Here is a 14452-nt window from a genome sequence, read left to right as displayed (position 1 = left end):
TGGTCGACGGCGTCGGACTGATCGTCGGCATCGACCGCTTCATGAGCGCCGAACTCGCCCTGGTGGACAGCGAGCGGGCGATCCTCGTGCAGCGCGGTGTCCTGGACGCCGAACGGGCGCTGGCAGCACGGCTCCAGCACGCGCTGCTGCCACTGCCCAGCAAGCCGGTGCAGCTGTGCGGACTGCGCGTCGAGGTCGCCTACCTGCCCGCCCAGGCGGGGGTCCACGTCGGCGGCGACTGGTTCAGTGCCATCGAACTGCCCGACGACGCCGCGCTGTTCGTGGTCGGCGACGTGGCGGGTCACGGCGTGGACGCGGTCGCGACGATGGCTCAGCTGCGGTTCACCGCCAAGGGCATGGTGTCCACCGGCTCCTCGCTGACCGGTGCGCTCGCCCGCCTCAACTTCCTGCTCCTGCACTCGCGCGACAGCCAGTCCACCGCGACCCTGATCCTGGCCCGGTACGAGGCCGCCGACCGCCGTCTCGTCTGGGCGCAGGCCGGTCACCTCCCGCCCCTGCTGGTGCGCGGGGACGAGGTGCGCCGGCTCGACCGCCCGGACGGCATGCTGCTGGGGGCCTGCGCGGAACCGTTCTACGAGTCCGCCGAGTTCCGGCTGGAGCCCGGCGACCGGCTGTTGATGTACACGGACGGCCTGGTGGAGCGGCCCGGCGAGGACATCGACGCGAGCCTGAACCGGCTGGCCGAGGCCGTCCGCACCGCGGCACCCGACTCCCTGTCCGCCCTGCTCGCCGCGATGCTGGAGGGCGAACGACGGGACGACGTCTGCGTGCTGGACATCCGGGTACCGCTGGAGGACGAGGAGTAACGGCAGGCGGAACGGACTCCACGGGCCACGGCGAAGATCGGGGCGACGTCCGGGCCGGTGGGACCGTGCCGCGGCCGACGTCGCGATGCCGCTCGGGCCGACGGGGCCGGGCCGCGGCAGCAGGCGAGCCGACGGGACCATGCCGCGCGAGCGGGCGAGCCGACCGAACGGGGCAGGGAGAGGGGCGGCGGGATCGGGTCGCAGGAGCGGGCGGCGCGGCGCGGCCGCAGTCGCGGCGCCGCTCCGACCCGCGGCGCTCCGGCCCGCGGCGCTCCGGCCGACGTGCTCGGGCCGCGGGAGCGGTCGAGTCGCCCTGCCGTCGTCGCGAGGTGCCCTTTGCGCGTCGTTCGGGCACCGGGGTCAGCCGTCGGTGCCGGTGAGGGTGGTGCGGGACTCCAGGGCGCGTCGGGTGTCGTCGCCGTAGACGCCGCGTTCGTCGCCGCTGATGCCGTACCAGATCTGGAAGCGCTCCACGGCGGCGGTGAGGGCGGTGTCGTAGGTCCCGCCGGTGGAGCCGTCGCGGTAGACGTCCGGGATGCGCAGCAGACGCTGCTCCAGTTCGACGACCCCGGGGCCGGTGTCGCCCTCGCGGAGGGTGCCGGCGCCGTCGGGGTCGGCGGAGGGGTCCGCGGCCGGCGCGGTGGTGGCCGGTGCCGTCGTGGTGGGCGCGGAGGGCTGGGCGGCGGCCGCCGTGCCCTCGCGGCCGGGCAGCAGGAGCGCGCAGCCGAAGCCGACCAGGGCGGCCGCGCCGACACCGACCACCACGGCGGCCCTGCGCAGCCCGGGTCCGAAGCCGAAGGCGCGGGACGATCCGCCGCCCCGGCCGTGGCCACGACCGCCGGACGCGGTGCGCGGGCCGTCGGTGACCGGCGGCAGCTCCTGGGTCACGTCCTCCGCCCAGCCTGCGGGCCCGGGAGAGGAGTCGAAGGCCTCGAACCCCGCCGGGCCCCGGGCGCCCCTCGCCGTCCGCTCCTTCTCGTCGGCCTCCGCCTCCTCGCGGATCTCCCGCATCAGCTCCGCGAGGGCGTCCAGCCGGCGGGGGCGCAGCACCCGTATCGGCTCCAGCACCGGTCCGCGATGCAACTGTTCAGGGTCGGGCGGTGTCGACACACTGCTCTCCTTCCACGTGCCGTACGCACGGGTGTCCGCGATCCCCGAGAACACATACGGGGCGACCGGCTCACCGGTTCAGCTCACGGACGCAGTGCACTCAGTTCCCCGCGCGGTGTGCACTGAGTGCCATGGGGGCGGCCGGAATGCTACGTTCGCGTCCATGAGCTCCAGCAGCGTGGCACCGCCCGCCAAGCCGCCCATGCGGGACGCCCTGGTCGCGGCGGCCTTCCGGCTCTTCCTGGAACGCGGCTACGAGCAGACGACCGTCGACGACATCGTCGCCCTCGCCGGGGTCGGGCGGCGCTCCTTCTTCCGCTACTTCCCGTCCAAGGAGGACGTGGTCTTCCCCGACCACGAGGGGTGTCTCGCCGACATGACCTCCTTCCTGGCGGCGAGCGACCCGGAGACCGAACCGGTGCGGCGGGTGTGCGACGCGGCCCGGATGGTGCTGCGGATGTACGCCGAGAACCCCACCTTCTCCGTGCAGCGCTACCGGCTCACCAAGCAGGTCCCCGGGCTGCGCGCTTACGAGCTGTCGGTGGTGTGGCGCTACGAGCGCGCACTGGCCGCGTACCTGCGCGCCCGTTACGCGGGCCGGCCGGACGGCACGCTGCGGGCGGACGTCATCGCGGCGGCGGTGGTCGCCGCGCACAACAACGCGCTGCGCTCGTGGCTGCGTTCGGACGGACAAGGCGACGCGGGCGAGACGGTCGACCACGCCCTCGGGTACGTACAGGCCGCGTTCGGCACCGAGGACGGCGCCCCCGCTCCCGGCGGGACGTCGGCCGCGCTGTTCGGCGGGCCCGGGGAGCACCCGGACGACGTGGTCGTCCTGGTCTCCCGGCGCGACGCCCCGCTGTGGCGGGTGGTGCAGGAGATCGAGACCGCGTTCGGCCGCGCCTGACGGCACACGCACCCCTGTGTTCGGTCACGTCCCCATTAAGGGGTACCCAGTGCCTTTACGACTGGCACTGAGTGCCATACGCTGTCGGCGTGCACGGTGGCACTCCGAACCGGGCACATGCGTGCCCGGCCGGTCCGGGTGCGCGGGACACCGGATTCCGGGCGAGCGCAGGGAGTTGACCAGCGTGTACCACCACTCGGCGAGCGCCGCACAGTCGGCGGTCGGATTCGCGACGAGCGTTCTCGAGCCCACCCCCGCGGACCACTCCAAGGACGCCATCGTCTTCCAGCGCTGCACCTGGTGCGGTACCGCGATGTACCACCGGCTGCTGTGTCCGGTGTGCCAGGGCAGCGAACTGCGCACCGAGCGCAGCGAGGGGGTGGGCACCGTCCGCCACTCGACGGTGGTGCACCGCAACACGCCCGCCGCGCGCAACGTCTCCCTGATCGAGATGGCCGAGGGCTTCGTCGTACGCGGCCGGGTCATGGGCCATCCGATCGGCATCCACAGCGGCGACCGCGTCAGGCTCTCCACCACCAGGGACCCGGTACGGGGCGAGCCGGTCTTCCAGCTCCTCGACGAGCCGTACCGGGGCGCCTGGAGCTGACGGGGAACACCGGACCGCTCCGGGGCCCGGCGGCCGCTCAGGGCGTCGGCGTCACCCGGATGCCGACGGTGCCGTCCCGGCCGCGTCGCAGCCTGCTGCCGAGCAGCGTGAGACGGCCGGTCATGCCGTACTTGCGGGCGACGAGGCCGCGGTAGCGGGCGGTGGTGGCCGGGTCGACGAGCTCGGCGGTGGCCGGGACCGGGTCGCCGGTCGGGCGGCCCCGCAGGTCACAGGGGCCGACCAGGACATCGGGGCGGCGGCGGATCCGCTTGACCTTCCAGCTGTCGGCGGTCGTCCAGACACCGAGGGTGTCCCCGTCCCGCACCACCCACACCGGGGTGGGCACGGGTGTGCCGTCCTTGCGGTAGCTGGTGAACAGCAGGTACTTCCCGGCGCCGAGCCGGTCGAGGGCCGTCCCGGTGGTGTCGTCCATGCCGGAAGTCTAGGCGCCCCCACGGGACCCGGGGCGGCCGAGGCGGTCCGGTGGACGGCTGCGTCAGGGCGGTGGGGGTGGCGGGGTCCGGCCGAGGGCCGTGGCCATGCGGTGCACCGCCTCCGTGAGCACCTCCGGTGAGGTGGCCAGGTTGAGCCGTACGTGTCCGGCGCCCCCCGTCCCGAAGGGGATCCCGGAGTTGACGGCGACCCGGCCGCGCTCCAGGAACGTCTCGGCCGGGTCGTCGCCGAGACCGAGGGCGCGGCAGTCGAGCCAGGCCAGGTAGGTGGCCTCGGCGGGCCGGTACCGGATCTCCGGGATGTGCCGGTCGAGCAGTGCGGCCAGCAGCCGCCGGTTCTCGTCGAGACCCGCCAGCAGCGCGTCGAGCCAGGCGGTGCCGTCGGTCAGCGCGGCCGTGTGGGCGAGGACGCCGACATGGCTCGGGCCGTGGCCCACCTCCTCCGGCAGCCGGGCGAGATCGGCGGCGGCCCCGGGGCCCGCCACGGCGAGCGCGGCCTTGAGTCCCGCCAGGTTCCAGGCCTTGGACGCCGACATCAGCGACAGCCCGCGCTCCGCGCCCGGCACGCTCAGGTACGGCACGAAGCCGACGCCCGGGGCGGTCAGCGGGGCGTGGATCTCGTCGGCGACGACCCGCACCCCGTACCGCTCGGCGAGGGCGGTGACGGCGGTGAGCTCCTCGGCGGTGTGCACGGTGCCGGTCGGGTTGTGGGGGCTGCACAGCAGATAGGCGGCCCGTCCGCCGCGAAGCCCGCGGAACGCGGCCCGCAGGACGTCCGGTTCGATGCGCCCGTCGGGGGCGAGCGGGGCCTCCACCACCCGGCGGTCCAGGTGCGTGACGAACTGGTAGAACGGCGGGTAGACGGGCGAGTTGACCACGACCGGGTCTCCGGGTCCGGTCACCAGCTTGAGCATTTCGACGACCCCGAGCATCACGTCGGGAACGATCGCGGTGCGGGCCGCGTCGAGCCCGTCGAAGCCCCAGCGTTTCGCGGCGAACGCGGCGAGCGCCTCGGCGTAGGCGGTGCCCGCGGGATACCCGGTGTCCCCGAGTTCCATCGCGTCGTTGACCGCGCGGACCACCGGTTCGGCCAGTGGTACGTCCATCTCGGCCACCCACACCGGGAGCACGTCCTCGGGATAGGTGCGCCATTTCATGCTGGTACGACATCGCAGCCGGTCGAGGGTGAGGGCGCGCAAGGGGTTCGGCTCGCCCGGTTTCTCCTGCGGGATGCTGGTCATGGGGTCAAGATAGGCGGCCGCGGCCGGCCCGGGAACGAGGCGGACGGTCACGTCGCACCGCCACGGGATCGTAAAGATCACCGCCCTCGTGAACGCCTGTGCGGCCGGGCTCGTATGAAGAGCAGGGCGCTCGACGACCGGAGGGCCCCGCGGTGTCCGCACCGCGCGTTCGGGGTTCGGGAGCCATGGATGAGGCACGCACGACGACGGGTCGTCCGGCGGGGTACACAGCTGGCGGCGGTCGGCGGACTCCTTCTGGGAGGCGCGATGGTCACGACGGCCATGGCGAGCGAGACTCCCGGCACGTCCGCCGTCCCGTTCAGCGCGGCCACGCAGTCCGGTGACACCGGGGCCGCGCTGGTGGCGAAGCTCGGCACGGCCCGCACCGCGGGCAGCTGGATCGGCGCCGACGGCAAGCCGGTGGTGGCGGTGACCGACGAGCGGGCTGCGGCGACGGTGAAGCGGGCGGGCGCCGAGCCCAAGATGGTCGCGCACAGCATGAACGAGCTGAAGGCGGCCACCGCCGCACTGCGTGCCGCGCCCCGGGTGGCCGGGACCGCGTGGGCGGTGGACTACCGGACCAACCGGGTGATGGTGGAGGCCGACAGCACGGTCTCCGCCTCCCACTGGTCGGACCTGAGCCGGGTCGCGGCGGGCATCGGCAGTTATGTGCACATGCAGCGCTCCGCGGGCACGTTCACCCCCCGGCTCAACGGGGCGCAGCCGATCCTGTCGACGGGCGGCCGGTGTTCGGCGGGGTTCAACGTCACCAACGGGACGACCGACTTCATCCTCACCGCCGGGCACTGCGGCCCGGCCAACACCGTCTGGTTCGACGAGGGCCAGGGCGGCAACCAGCAGCTGGGCACCACGATCAACACGCAGTTCCCCGGCAACGACTTCTCGCTCATCCAGTACGCGAACGGGAAGGCCGGGGACAACGCCGACGTGGTCGCGATCGGCAACGGCCAGGGGGTGCACATCACCGGGGCCGCCGACGCGACGGTCGGTCAGAAAGTGTTCCGCAGCGGCAGCACCAGCGGGCTGCACGACGGCACGGTGACCGCACTGAACGCGACCGTCAACTACCCGGAGGGCACGGTCACCGGGCTCATCCAGACCAATGTGTGCGCCGAACCGGGCGACAGCGGCGGGCCGTTGTTCTCCGACGGCATCGCGCTGGGGATGACCTCGGGCGGCAGTGGCGACTGCACGACGGGCGGGGTGACGTTCTTCCAGCCGGTGACGCGGGCGATGGCCGCGCTGAACGTCCAGCTGATCGTCTCGAAGCAGGCGGCGGCCGGGGCGCAGGGCGCCTCCGCCGCGCCGTCCACGTCGGCCACCCACAGCGCGATCGCGCCCAGCGCGGCCTCGCCGGGCGCGGCTGCCTCGGTCGGCACCTCGCAGGACACCAGCCTGGCCGCCCGGCTCACCGACACCCGCAACGTCGGTCCGGGCCTGCTGGTGATCGGGGGCAGTCTGATCGCCCTGGTCGGGACCCGCTTCTTCCGCGCGGAACAGGAACGCAAGGCGTACCAGCGCTACTACTCGGCGACTTGGGGCTGACGGGAGGCCGGGGGAGACCGCGAGAAGGGCACCCGGTCGGTGCGGGTGCCCGGAGCGTCGGTCAGGCCGCCTGATCCGGCTGGTGCGGGGCCGCCGCCGCCCATTCGAGGACGAGCCGCTGGTACTCCTCGCGCTGCTCGGTGCTCAGTGTCCCGCCCGACCGGAGCCACAGGGCCCGGATCTCCGCGTTGACCTCGTCGGCCGATCGCTCGGTGACGGCTTCAACAGTGGTGGACATGGTGTGAAGCATATGCCGCTCGGCGTGAAGGCGCCGTGAGTAAGTACGACCGATACGGACATATCGGACCGTGTTACTCATCACGTCAACGGGTGAAAGAGCGGCAGCAGTTCAGTCCCCGGCCCCGCCGAGAACCAGTACCTGGATCGCCAGCACGGCGGCCCCCCGCGCCCAGTCGTGGAAGTCGGAGACCTTGGTCTCCAGGCGGATCGGGGCGGCGAGCGGATGCCGGTGGGCGCGCACGGCGTCCCACACCGTGTCCCCGGCCACATCCATCAGACCGACCCCCTCCCCGGCGAGCAGGATCTTCTGCGGCATGGCGAAGTTGGAGATCTGGGCGAGCAGGGTGCCCAGCGCCCGGCCGGCCTCGCCGATCACCCGCGCGGCCATCGGCTCCCCCGCGGCGGCGCCGGCCAGGATCTCCTCGTACGACGCGTCGCCGCCGGTGGCGGCCCGGACCTGGTAGCGGATGCTGGGGACGGTGAGCAGGGACACGGCGCTGCCGCGCTCGCCCTGCGGAGTGAGCGGGCCCCGCGGGTCGATGATCCAGTGCAGGCCGAAGCCGCGGTCCTCCTCGGCGTACGGGACCCGCCTGCCGCCGAGCACCAGGCCGTAGCCGATCCCGGCGCCGATAGTCAGGACGACGAAACGGTCGAGTCCGCGGCCGGCGCCGAACCAGGTCTCGGCCTCGACCAGGGCGGCCACGTCGTTCTCCACGACGACCGGCAGCCCGGTGCGCTGCCGGACCAGTTCGGCGAGCGGGACGTCACGCCACCGCAGGTACGGCGACTCACCGACCACCGCGTGCGCCCGGACGAATCCGCCGACGCCGATGCCGAGGCCGGCCACCGCGGGGTGCAGACCGGCCAGCTCGGTGGTCATCGCGGCCACCAGGTCGGCGACGTACTCGGGATCGTGGCTGGTGAGGGGCCGGTCGAGGCGGGCGACGATGTCGCTCCTGAGGCTGGTGACGACGCCGTAGACCATCTCTTCGGTGATCTTGAAGCCGAGGAAGGAGCGGGACTCGGCGACCACGTCGAGCGGTTGCGAGGGACGGCCCTGGCGGGCTTCCGGGGCGCCCGCCCAAGGGGCCTCGACGAGCAGGCCGGACTCGATGAGCGGCTTGGTGAGGCGGGTGAGGCTGCCCTGGGAGAGGTTCAGCCGGTGGGCCAGCTCGGTGCGCGACAGCGGCCCGTGGACGAGCACTTCGATCGCCACGGAACGCTCCGCGGGGCTCAGCGGCAGCCAGTCGGTCACGACACTCCTTTTCTTCCGACACTGAAGTAACCCGGCCACCCTACTGTGCGCCGGGTGCGCCGGAGAAGCGCCCGCCTGCCACCTTGCCTACTCCCCTCCGCCCCTTGACGGCGAGATTCTTTCGCGGCAAAAGTAACCACATGACTTTCTCACTCGGCATAGTCGGTGCCGGCCAGTTCTCCGGCCAGTTCGCCACGCTGTTCCAGGCCCATCCCGGCGTCGGCGACGTATACGTCACCGACCTGCTGCCCGAGCGGGCGGAACAGCTCGCCGCCGCCCAGAACCTGGCCGGTACCTTCCCCTCGTACGACGCCATGCTGGAGTCCGGTGTCGACGCGGTCGCGATCTTCACGCAGCGCTGGACGCACGGCCCGCTGGTGCTGCAGGGTCTGAACGCGGGCAAGCACGTGTACTCCGCGGTCCCGATGGCGATCACGACCGAGGAGATCGCGGCGATCATCGACGCGGTCAAGGCCACCGGACTGACGTACATGATGGGCGAGACCAGCCAGTACAACCCGGCGACCGTGCACGCCCGCAACCAGATCGCCGAGGGCGCCTTCGGGCGGCTGTTCTACGCCGAGGGCGACTACGTCCACGACATGGACCTCGGCTTCTACGACGCGTACCGCTACAGCGGCGGCGAGAACTGGAAGGCGACCGCCAGCTATCCCCCGCTGCTGTACCCGACCCACGCGGTGGGCGGGGTGCTCGGCGCCTGGCAGACGCACGCGGTGAGCGTGTCCGCGATCGGCGTGGTGGACGAGCGCGGGGACGGCGTCTTCGACAAGGACGTCAGCCAGTTCGGCAACGACGTGTCCAACGCCACCGCACTGTTCGAGGTCGCGGGCGGCGGGTCGTTCCGCACGAACGAGTTCCGGCGGGTGGGCTACCCGTCCCACATCCGCGAATCGCGCTTCCGGTTCTTCGGGACCGAGGCCAGCATGGAGCAGCTGGCGACGGTCGCGCTGTGGCAGGACAAGAAGGGCGTGCAGGACATCAGTGAGCTCCTCGAGCCCAAGCCGACCATGTCCCCCGACGATCCCTCGCTCCAGCACATCGCGCCGGAGCTGCGGGCGGCTTTCACCTCGGGTTCGGCTCCGGTGCACGACCGGTCGCGGCTGCCGCGCGAGTTCGACGCGCTGCACAACGGGCACGAGGGCAGCCACCACTTCCTGGTCGACGACTTCGTGACGGCTGTGAACTCGCGCACGCTGCCGTCGGTCAACGCGTGGGTGGCCGCCCGGTACACCCTGCCGGGCATCGTCGCGCACGAGTCCGCGCGGCAGGGCGGGGCCAGGCTGGAGATCCCGGACTTCGGGGACGCCCCGGAGAGCTGAGCCCTCCGGGACGGGCCGGGTGCCGTCAGGTGCCCGGCTTGCGGCCGTAGACGTAGACGTCGTCGCCGGTCTTCAGCAGCGACCAGTACTTCTTGGCGACGGTGGGGGTCATGTTGACGCAGCCGTGCGAGCCCGGCGGGTTCCACATGCTGAGGTTCACCGAGTGGAAGGCCTGGCCGCCGTCGAAGAACTGGCTGTAGGGCATCGGCACGTTGTAGACGGACGAGACGTGGTTGATGTCACGCCAGTAGATCTTCTTCAGACCGGTGCGGGTCGCGAAGCCCTTGCGGCCGGTACGGACCGGTACGGGACCGTAGACCAGCTTGTTGCCGTCCTGGATCCAGCTCAGCTGGAGGGTGAGGTCGACACAGGCGATGCGGCCCTTGTTCGTGGGGCACTTGCCGTCCTTGTTGGGGTTGTGCCCGACGGCCTTCTGCTTGTTCATCAGGTCCATCACTCCCCAGGTGACGGAGCCCGCGTAGCCCACGGCAGGCGTGATGCCGTGTTTGTTCTGAAATGCCTGGATCGCCTTGCAGTCGGCGGTGGACTGCCTGCCGTCGACCGGCCGGCCGAGGAACTTCTCCACCTGCTTCTGGTACGGCCCGGCCTGCGTGGTGCAGCTCGCGGCCTGTGCCGGTGCGGCGGAGAAGGCGAGCGCGAGCGGCGCGACGAGCCCGGTGAGCCCGATCGCGACGGCGCTTCTTCTGCGTATGTCCCCCATGTGAAGCATGTCTCCTTCCTGTGTCCTACGATCTCGTCGCCCTAGACCGTCCGATCCATGGCATTGGTTGTAGCCCGGACCGCCCTGTGACGAAACGGTGAACTTCGGTGCGGTGACCTACGAGACGGTGGGCGGCGGGTCCTGCCGCCTCGGCCGGGCCACGCTATCTCGCTTTCGTCACCGGCGGGTATGGCCCGCCTCGCCCGTCGGCCCCGCCCACTGTGCGGAGCGGTCGCAGTCGAGGTCGAGGTCCCACGCGTCGTCCGGCTGGTCCTCGAAGAGCGGGAGATCGGGGGTGCAGTGCGCGGCGCTGTTCACGAGTACGTCCAGTCCGCCGAAGGGCCGGAGGGCGACGGCCGCGCCGGTGCCGCGGGCCGCGCCCGTGACGAGGATCCGGTGTCCCGCAAAGCGATTGAGTCCGGTCATGGCGACGACGGTACGGGCGCGACGATCAACCGGACGGATAACGTGCGCACATGTCCGCCTTCTTGCAGCAACTCCCGGCTCTCATAGGCGTCGTGATCGGCGCGCTCGGTTCGTATCTCGCCGTGGTCCGGGGCGACCGGGCACGGTTCCGGCGGGAGCAGGCGGCGCGTTGGGACGAGCGCCGGCTGACCGTGTACAGCGAGTACGCGCGGGCGGTCAAGAAATCGGTGAATCTCACGTACCGCGTCGCCTCCCACCTCGGCAACGATCCCCATCCGCACCCGATGTCATCGGCCGAGGCCGAGCCGTTGCTTGCGCAGGCCACCGACGGGCGCGACCCGGCCGGGGAGGCGCTGATCATGCTGGGCAGCCCGGCCGTGGTGGAGCGGGCACGGGAGTGGGTGACCACGGTGATGGAGATGGAGAGGTTCATGCGGTCGGGGACGGTCGACCCGGACGCCTGGCAGCACCTGCTGGAGCGTCAGCGGGCCGGCCGCGAGGGGTACTACAGCGCGGTACGGAAGGACCTCGCGCTGCCGCCCGGCCACCCGGCGCGCTGGCCGACCCGGATGACGGTCACCTGACCGGGTCGCCGGCGCGCCCACGTCCTGCGGAGCCTGCCGTCCACGACGGCTCCTGCTCAGTGACCGCGGGCGATCCACTCCTCCAGGTGGGGTGCCTCGGCGCCGATGGTGGTCGGGTCGCCGTGTCCGGTCAGGACCTTCGTCTCCGGCGGCAGGGTGAGCAGCTTGTCCCGGATGGAGTCGATGATCGTCGGGAAGTGCGAGTACGACCGCCCGGTCGCGCCGGGGCCGCCCTGGAAGAGGGTGTCGCCGGTGAAGACGGCGCCCAGGGCGGGGTCGTACAGGCAGACCGCGCCGGGCGCGTGACCGGGGGTGTGCAGGACGGTCAGGTCGGCACCCGCGGCCTCGATGACCAGCCCGTCGGACAGGTGGTTGTCGGGGTCGCGGTCGGGGTGGGTGAGCTTCCACAGGGGCAGGTCGTCGGGGTGCAGCCAGATCTTGGCGCCGGTGAGGTCCGCGAGGGCGGGCGCGGCGTCGATGTGGTCGTTGTGGGCGTGGGTGCAGACGATCGCCTTCAGCGTGCGGTCGGCGACCGCCTCGGCGATGGCCCCGGCGTCGTGGGCGGCGTCGATGACGATCACCTCACGCTCGTCGCCGACGATCCACACGTTGTTGTCGACGTCCCAGGTGCCGCCGTCGAGGGTGAACTGCCCGGAGGTGACGAGTCGTTCGATGCGCGTGGTCATCACAGCACCACCACCGAACGCAGCACGTCGCCGCCGTGCATCCGCTCGAACGCCTTCTCCACCTCGTCGAGCTGGATGGTCTCGGTCACGAAGGCGTCCAGCGGCAGCCGGCCCTGGAGGTGCAGGTCGATCAGCATGGGGAAGTCCCTCGACGGCAGGCAGTCGCCGTACCAGCTGGACTTGAGGGCGCCGCCGCGGCCGAAGACGTCCAGGAGCGGGAGTTCGAGCTTCATCTCGGGGGTGGGCACGCCGACCAGGACGACCGTGCCGGCGAGGTCGCGGGCGTAGAAGGCCTGGCGGTAGGTCTCCGGGCGGCCGACCGCCTCGATCACGACGTCGGCGCCGAAGCCGCCGGTCAGTTCGCGGACCGCCTCGACCGGGTCGGTCTCGCGGGAGTTGACCGTGTGGGTGGCGCCGAGGGTGCGGGCCTTGGCCAGCTTCCGGTCGTCGATGTCGACGGCGATGATCTTCGCGGCGCCCGCCAGGTTCGACCCGGCGATCGCCGCGTCGCCGACGCCGCCGCAGCCGATCACGGCGACCGAGTCGCCCCGGCCGACGTTGCCGGTGTTGATGGCGGCGCCGATGCCCGCCATCACCCCGCAGCCGAGCAGGCCCGCGACCGCCGGGGAGACGGCCGGGTCGACCTTGGTGCACTGGCCGGCCGCGACCAGCGTCTTCTCGGCGAAGGCACCGATGCCGAGCGCCGGGGAGAGCTCCTGGCCGGTCGAGGCGAGGGTCATCCTCTGCTTCGCGTTGTGGGTGTCGAAGCAGTACCAGGGGCGGCCGCGCAGACAGGCCCGGCAGTTCCCGCACACCGCACGCCAGTTGAGGATCACGAAGTCGCCGGGTGCCACGTCGGTGACACCGTCGCCGACCGACTCCACGACACCGGCGGCCTCGTGGCCGAGCAGGAAGGGGAACTCGTCATTGATCCCGCCCTGCTTGTAGTGCAGGTCGGTGTGACAGACCCCGCAGGCCTGCACCTGTACGACGGCTTCGCCCGGCCCGGGGTCCGGCACCACGATCGTCTCGACCCGCACGGGCTCGTCCTTGCCCGGTGCGATCACGCCGCGTACTTCCTGCGCCATGGTCCTGACCTTTCGTCGCTCTGCTGACGTGCTGTCTTCCGACCCTACGCGTGACCGATCGGTAACGGCACGGAGCACGTCGATCATCGCGGATCTTTCCGGCCCGCGGTCCCCAGATACCCCGGGGGGTACCTCTGCTACGGTGTTGAACATACCCCCGGGGGTAATTCACCCGGGGAGCGAGGAAAGGAGTGCTGCCGTGTCCTTCGTCGACACCATCGAGGTGCCCGGGCTGGGCAACCGCGGCTATCTGGCGGGCGTCGCGCACGGCGCCGTCGCCGTCGACCCGCCCCGGGACGTGGACCGGGTGATCGGGGCCGTCGCCCGGCGCGGGGTGCGGCTCACCCATGTCGTGGAGACCCACGTGCACAACGACTACGTCTCCGGCGGTCTCGAACTGGCCCGCCTGACCGGCGCCCGGTACGTGGTGCCGGCCGGGGCGCGGGTGGCCTACGAGCGGGTGCCGGTGGCCGACGGGGACGTCCTGGGGATCGAGGAGGGGCTCGCGCTGCGCGCCCTGGCCACCCCCGGACACACCCCGCACCACACGTCGTACGTCCTGGAGGAGGCCGGCCGGGCGGTGGCCGTCTTCACCGGCGGCTCGCTGCTGATCGGCACGGTCGGCAGGCCCGACCTGGTGGAACCCCGGCTGACCGGCGAGCTGGCCCGGGCACAGCACGCCTCCGCGCACCGGCTGGCCGCCGAGCTGCCGGACGGTACGGCGGTGCTGCCGACGCACGGTTTCGGCAGTTTCTGCTCCGCGGGCGACGCGTCCGGCACGGCCACCACCATCGGCCGGGAACGCGCGGTGAACGCCGCCCTGGTCGAGGACGTCGACACGTTCGTGGCCGGGCTGCTGGCCGGGCTCGACGACGTGCCGGCGTACTACGCGCACATGGGGCCGCTGAACGCGGGCGGTCCCGCCCCTGTCGACCTCGGCCCGCCGCGCCGGGCGGACGCGGCGGAGATCGCGGCGCGGCTGGCCGCCGGGGAGTGGGTGGTGGACCTGCGCGACCGGGTGGCGTTCGCCGCCGGTCATGTGCCCGGCAGTCTCAACTTCGAGGCCGGCGGCCAACTGGCCACCCACCTGGCCTGGCTGCTGCCCTGGGGCAGACCGGTGACGCTGCTCGCCGAGTCGGCCGACCGGGTCGCCGCCGCGCAACGGGAGCTGGCACGCGTCGGCATCGACCGCCCGGCCGCGGCCGCCACGGGGGCCCCGGAGTCCTGGCTGCGGGCGGGCGAGCGCCCCCGGTCCTTCCCCCGGGCCACCTTCGCGGAGCTGGCCGCGCACGGCACGGAGGACGTCGTCGTCCTGGACGTGCGCCGGGACACGGAGCGGGCCGCGAACCATGTGCGGGGTTCGGTCCACATACCCCTGCACCAGGTGCGGGAGCGGCTGGGC

At 72.3% G+C, this 14452-nt stretch carries 15 protein-coding genes and 1 pseudogene; 7 read left to right on the top strand and 9 right to left on the bottom strand.

From position 1 onward, the window contains the following. The coding region (locus ABZ646_RS23580) for a PP2C family protein-serine/threonine phosphatase (protein WP_360522195.1) at positions 1 to 827 on the top strand (827 nt) is incomplete at its 5' end. A 360-nt stretch (positions 828 to 1187) separates the two neighbouring features. On the opposite strand, the gene ABZ646_RS23575 is transcribed toward ABZ646_RS23580, so the two are convergent. After that, positions 1188 to 1937, bottom strand: coding sequence for a peptidoglycan-binding protein (locus tag ABZ646_RS23575; RefSeq protein WP_360522192.1), 750 nt, complete (start codon positions 1935 to 1937; stop codon positions 1188 to 1190). Between the two features lie 163 nt (positions 1938 to 2100). Here ABZ646_RS23575 and ABZ646_RS23570 point away from each other — a divergent pair, with 163 nt between their 5' ends. Together ABZ646_RS23570 and ABZ646_RS23565 are read left to right on the top strand one after the other, a co-directional pair. Further along, positions 2101 to 2844, top strand: coding sequence for a TetR family transcriptional regulator (locus ABZ646_RS23570; RefSeq protein WP_360522189.1), 744 nt, complete (start codon positions 2101 to 2103; stop codon positions 2842 to 2844). A 184-nt stretch (positions 2845 to 3028) separates the two neighbouring features. Then, positions 3029 to 3451 carry a zinc ribbon domain-containing protein gene (locus ABZ646_RS23565; protein WP_360522198.1) on the top strand — a complete coding sequence of 141 codons (423 nt, stop codon included), beginning with the start codon at positions 3029 to 3031 and terminating at the stop codon, positions 3449 to 3451. 37 nt (positions 3452 to 3488) lie between these two features. Here ABZ646_RS23565 and ABZ646_RS23560 read toward each other — a convergent pair whose 3' ends face one another. Both ABZ646_RS23560 and ABZ646_RS23555 read right to left on the bottom strand, forming a co-directional pair. Continuing rightward, on the bottom strand, positions 3489 to 3884 hold the full coding sequence (locus ABZ646_RS23560) for a PPOX class F420-dependent oxidoreductase (RefSeq protein WP_360522186.1): 396 nt from the start codon (positions 3882 to 3884) through the stop codon (positions 3489 to 3491). Between the two features lie 63 nt (positions 3885 to 3947). Beyond that, complete coding sequence (locus ABZ646_RS23555) at positions 3948 to 5144, bottom strand: MalY/PatB family protein (RefSeq protein WP_360522183.1); 1197 nt, start codon at positions 5142 to 5144, stop codon at positions 3948 to 3950. Between the two features lie 189 nt (positions 5145 to 5333). Here ABZ646_RS23555 and ABZ646_RS23550 point away from each other — a divergent pair, with 189 nt between their 5' ends. Then, complete coding sequence (locus ABZ646_RS23550; protein ID WP_360522180.1) at positions 5334 to 6710, top strand: S1 family peptidase; 1377 nt, start codon at positions 5334 to 5336, stop codon at positions 6708 to 6710. Positions 6711 to 6771: 61 nt separating this feature from the next. On the opposite strand, the gene ABZ646_RS23545 is transcribed toward ABZ646_RS23550, so the two are convergent. Both ABZ646_RS23545 and ABZ646_RS23540 read right to left on the bottom strand, forming a co-directional pair. Further along, complete coding sequence (locus tag ABZ646_RS23545) at positions 6772 to 6960, bottom strand: hypothetical protein (protein WP_360522177.1); 189 nt, start codon at positions 6958 to 6960, stop codon at positions 6772 to 6774. A 99-nt stretch (positions 6961 to 7059) separates the two neighbouring features. Then, on the bottom strand, positions 7060 to 8205 hold the full coding sequence (locus ABZ646_RS23540; RefSeq protein WP_360522174.1) for an ROK family transcriptional regulator: 1146 nt from the start codon (positions 8203 to 8205) through the stop codon (positions 7060 to 7062). 140 nt (positions 8206 to 8345) lie between these two features. Here ABZ646_RS23540 and ABZ646_RS23535 point away from each other — a divergent pair, with 140 nt between their 5' ends. Next, positions 8346 to 9545, top strand: a complete 1200-nt coding sequence (locus ABZ646_RS23535) for a Gfo/Idh/MocA family oxidoreductase (RefSeq protein ID WP_360522171.1) — start codon at positions 8346 to 8348, stop codon at positions 9543 to 9545. A gap of 25 nt (positions 9546 to 9570) precedes the next feature. Here the strand turns inward: ABZ646_RS23535 and ABZ646_RS23530 are convergent, their stop codons facing one another. Together ABZ646_RS23530 and ABZ646_RS23525 are read right to left on the bottom strand one after the other, a co-directional pair. Further along, positions 9571 to 10266, bottom strand: a complete 696-nt coding sequence (locus ABZ646_RS23530; protein WP_360522168.1) for a L,D-transpeptidase — start codon at positions 10264 to 10266, stop codon at positions 9571 to 9573. 237 nt (positions 10267 to 10503) lie between these two features. Then, positions 10504 to 10692 (bottom strand): annotated as a pseudogene (locus tag ABZ646_RS23525) (hypothetical protein); the annotation flags it as partial. A gap of 50 nt (positions 10693 to 10742) precedes the next feature. Between ABZ646_RS23525 and ABZ646_RS23520 the strand changes: the two are divergent. Beyond that, entirely contained in the window at positions 10743 to 11276 is a 534-nt protein-coding gene (locus ABZ646_RS23520) for a hypothetical protein (protein WP_360522165.1), read from the top strand. A 56-nt stretch (positions 11277 to 11332) separates the two neighbouring features. On the opposite strand, the gene ABZ646_RS23515 is transcribed toward ABZ646_RS23520, so the two are convergent. Both ABZ646_RS23515 and ABZ646_RS23510 read right to left on the bottom strand, forming a co-directional pair. Next, positions 11333 to 11962 (bottom strand): MBL fold metallo-hydrolase, encoded by a 630-nt coding sequence (locus ABZ646_RS23515; RefSeq protein WP_360522162.1) that lies wholly within the window; start codon positions 11960 to 11962, stop codon positions 11333 to 11335. After that, positions 11962 to 13050, bottom strand: a complete 1089-nt coding sequence (locus ABZ646_RS23510; protein WP_360522159.1) for an S-(hydroxymethyl)mycothiol dehydrogenase — start codon at positions 13048 to 13050, stop codon at positions 11962 to 11964. The genes ABZ646_RS23515 and ABZ646_RS23510 overlap by 1 nt, the downstream gene beginning before the upstream one ends. 199 nt (positions 13051 to 13249) lie before the next feature. Here ABZ646_RS23510 and ABZ646_RS23505 point away from each other — a divergent pair. Beyond that, on the top strand, positions 13250 to 14452 hold a 1203-nt coding region (locus tag ABZ646_RS23505; RefSeq protein WP_360522156.1), incomplete at its 3' end, for a rhodanese-like domain-containing protein.

It is taken from the genome of Streptomyces sp. NPDC007162, assembly GCF_040634175.1.
In the GTDB taxonomy this organism is placed as follows: Bacteria; Actinomycetota; Actinomycetes; order Streptomycetales; family Streptomycetaceae; genus Streptomyces.
Note: the sequence above shows the minus strand (reverse complement) of the source record. Positions and strands in the feature narration are given on the sequence as shown.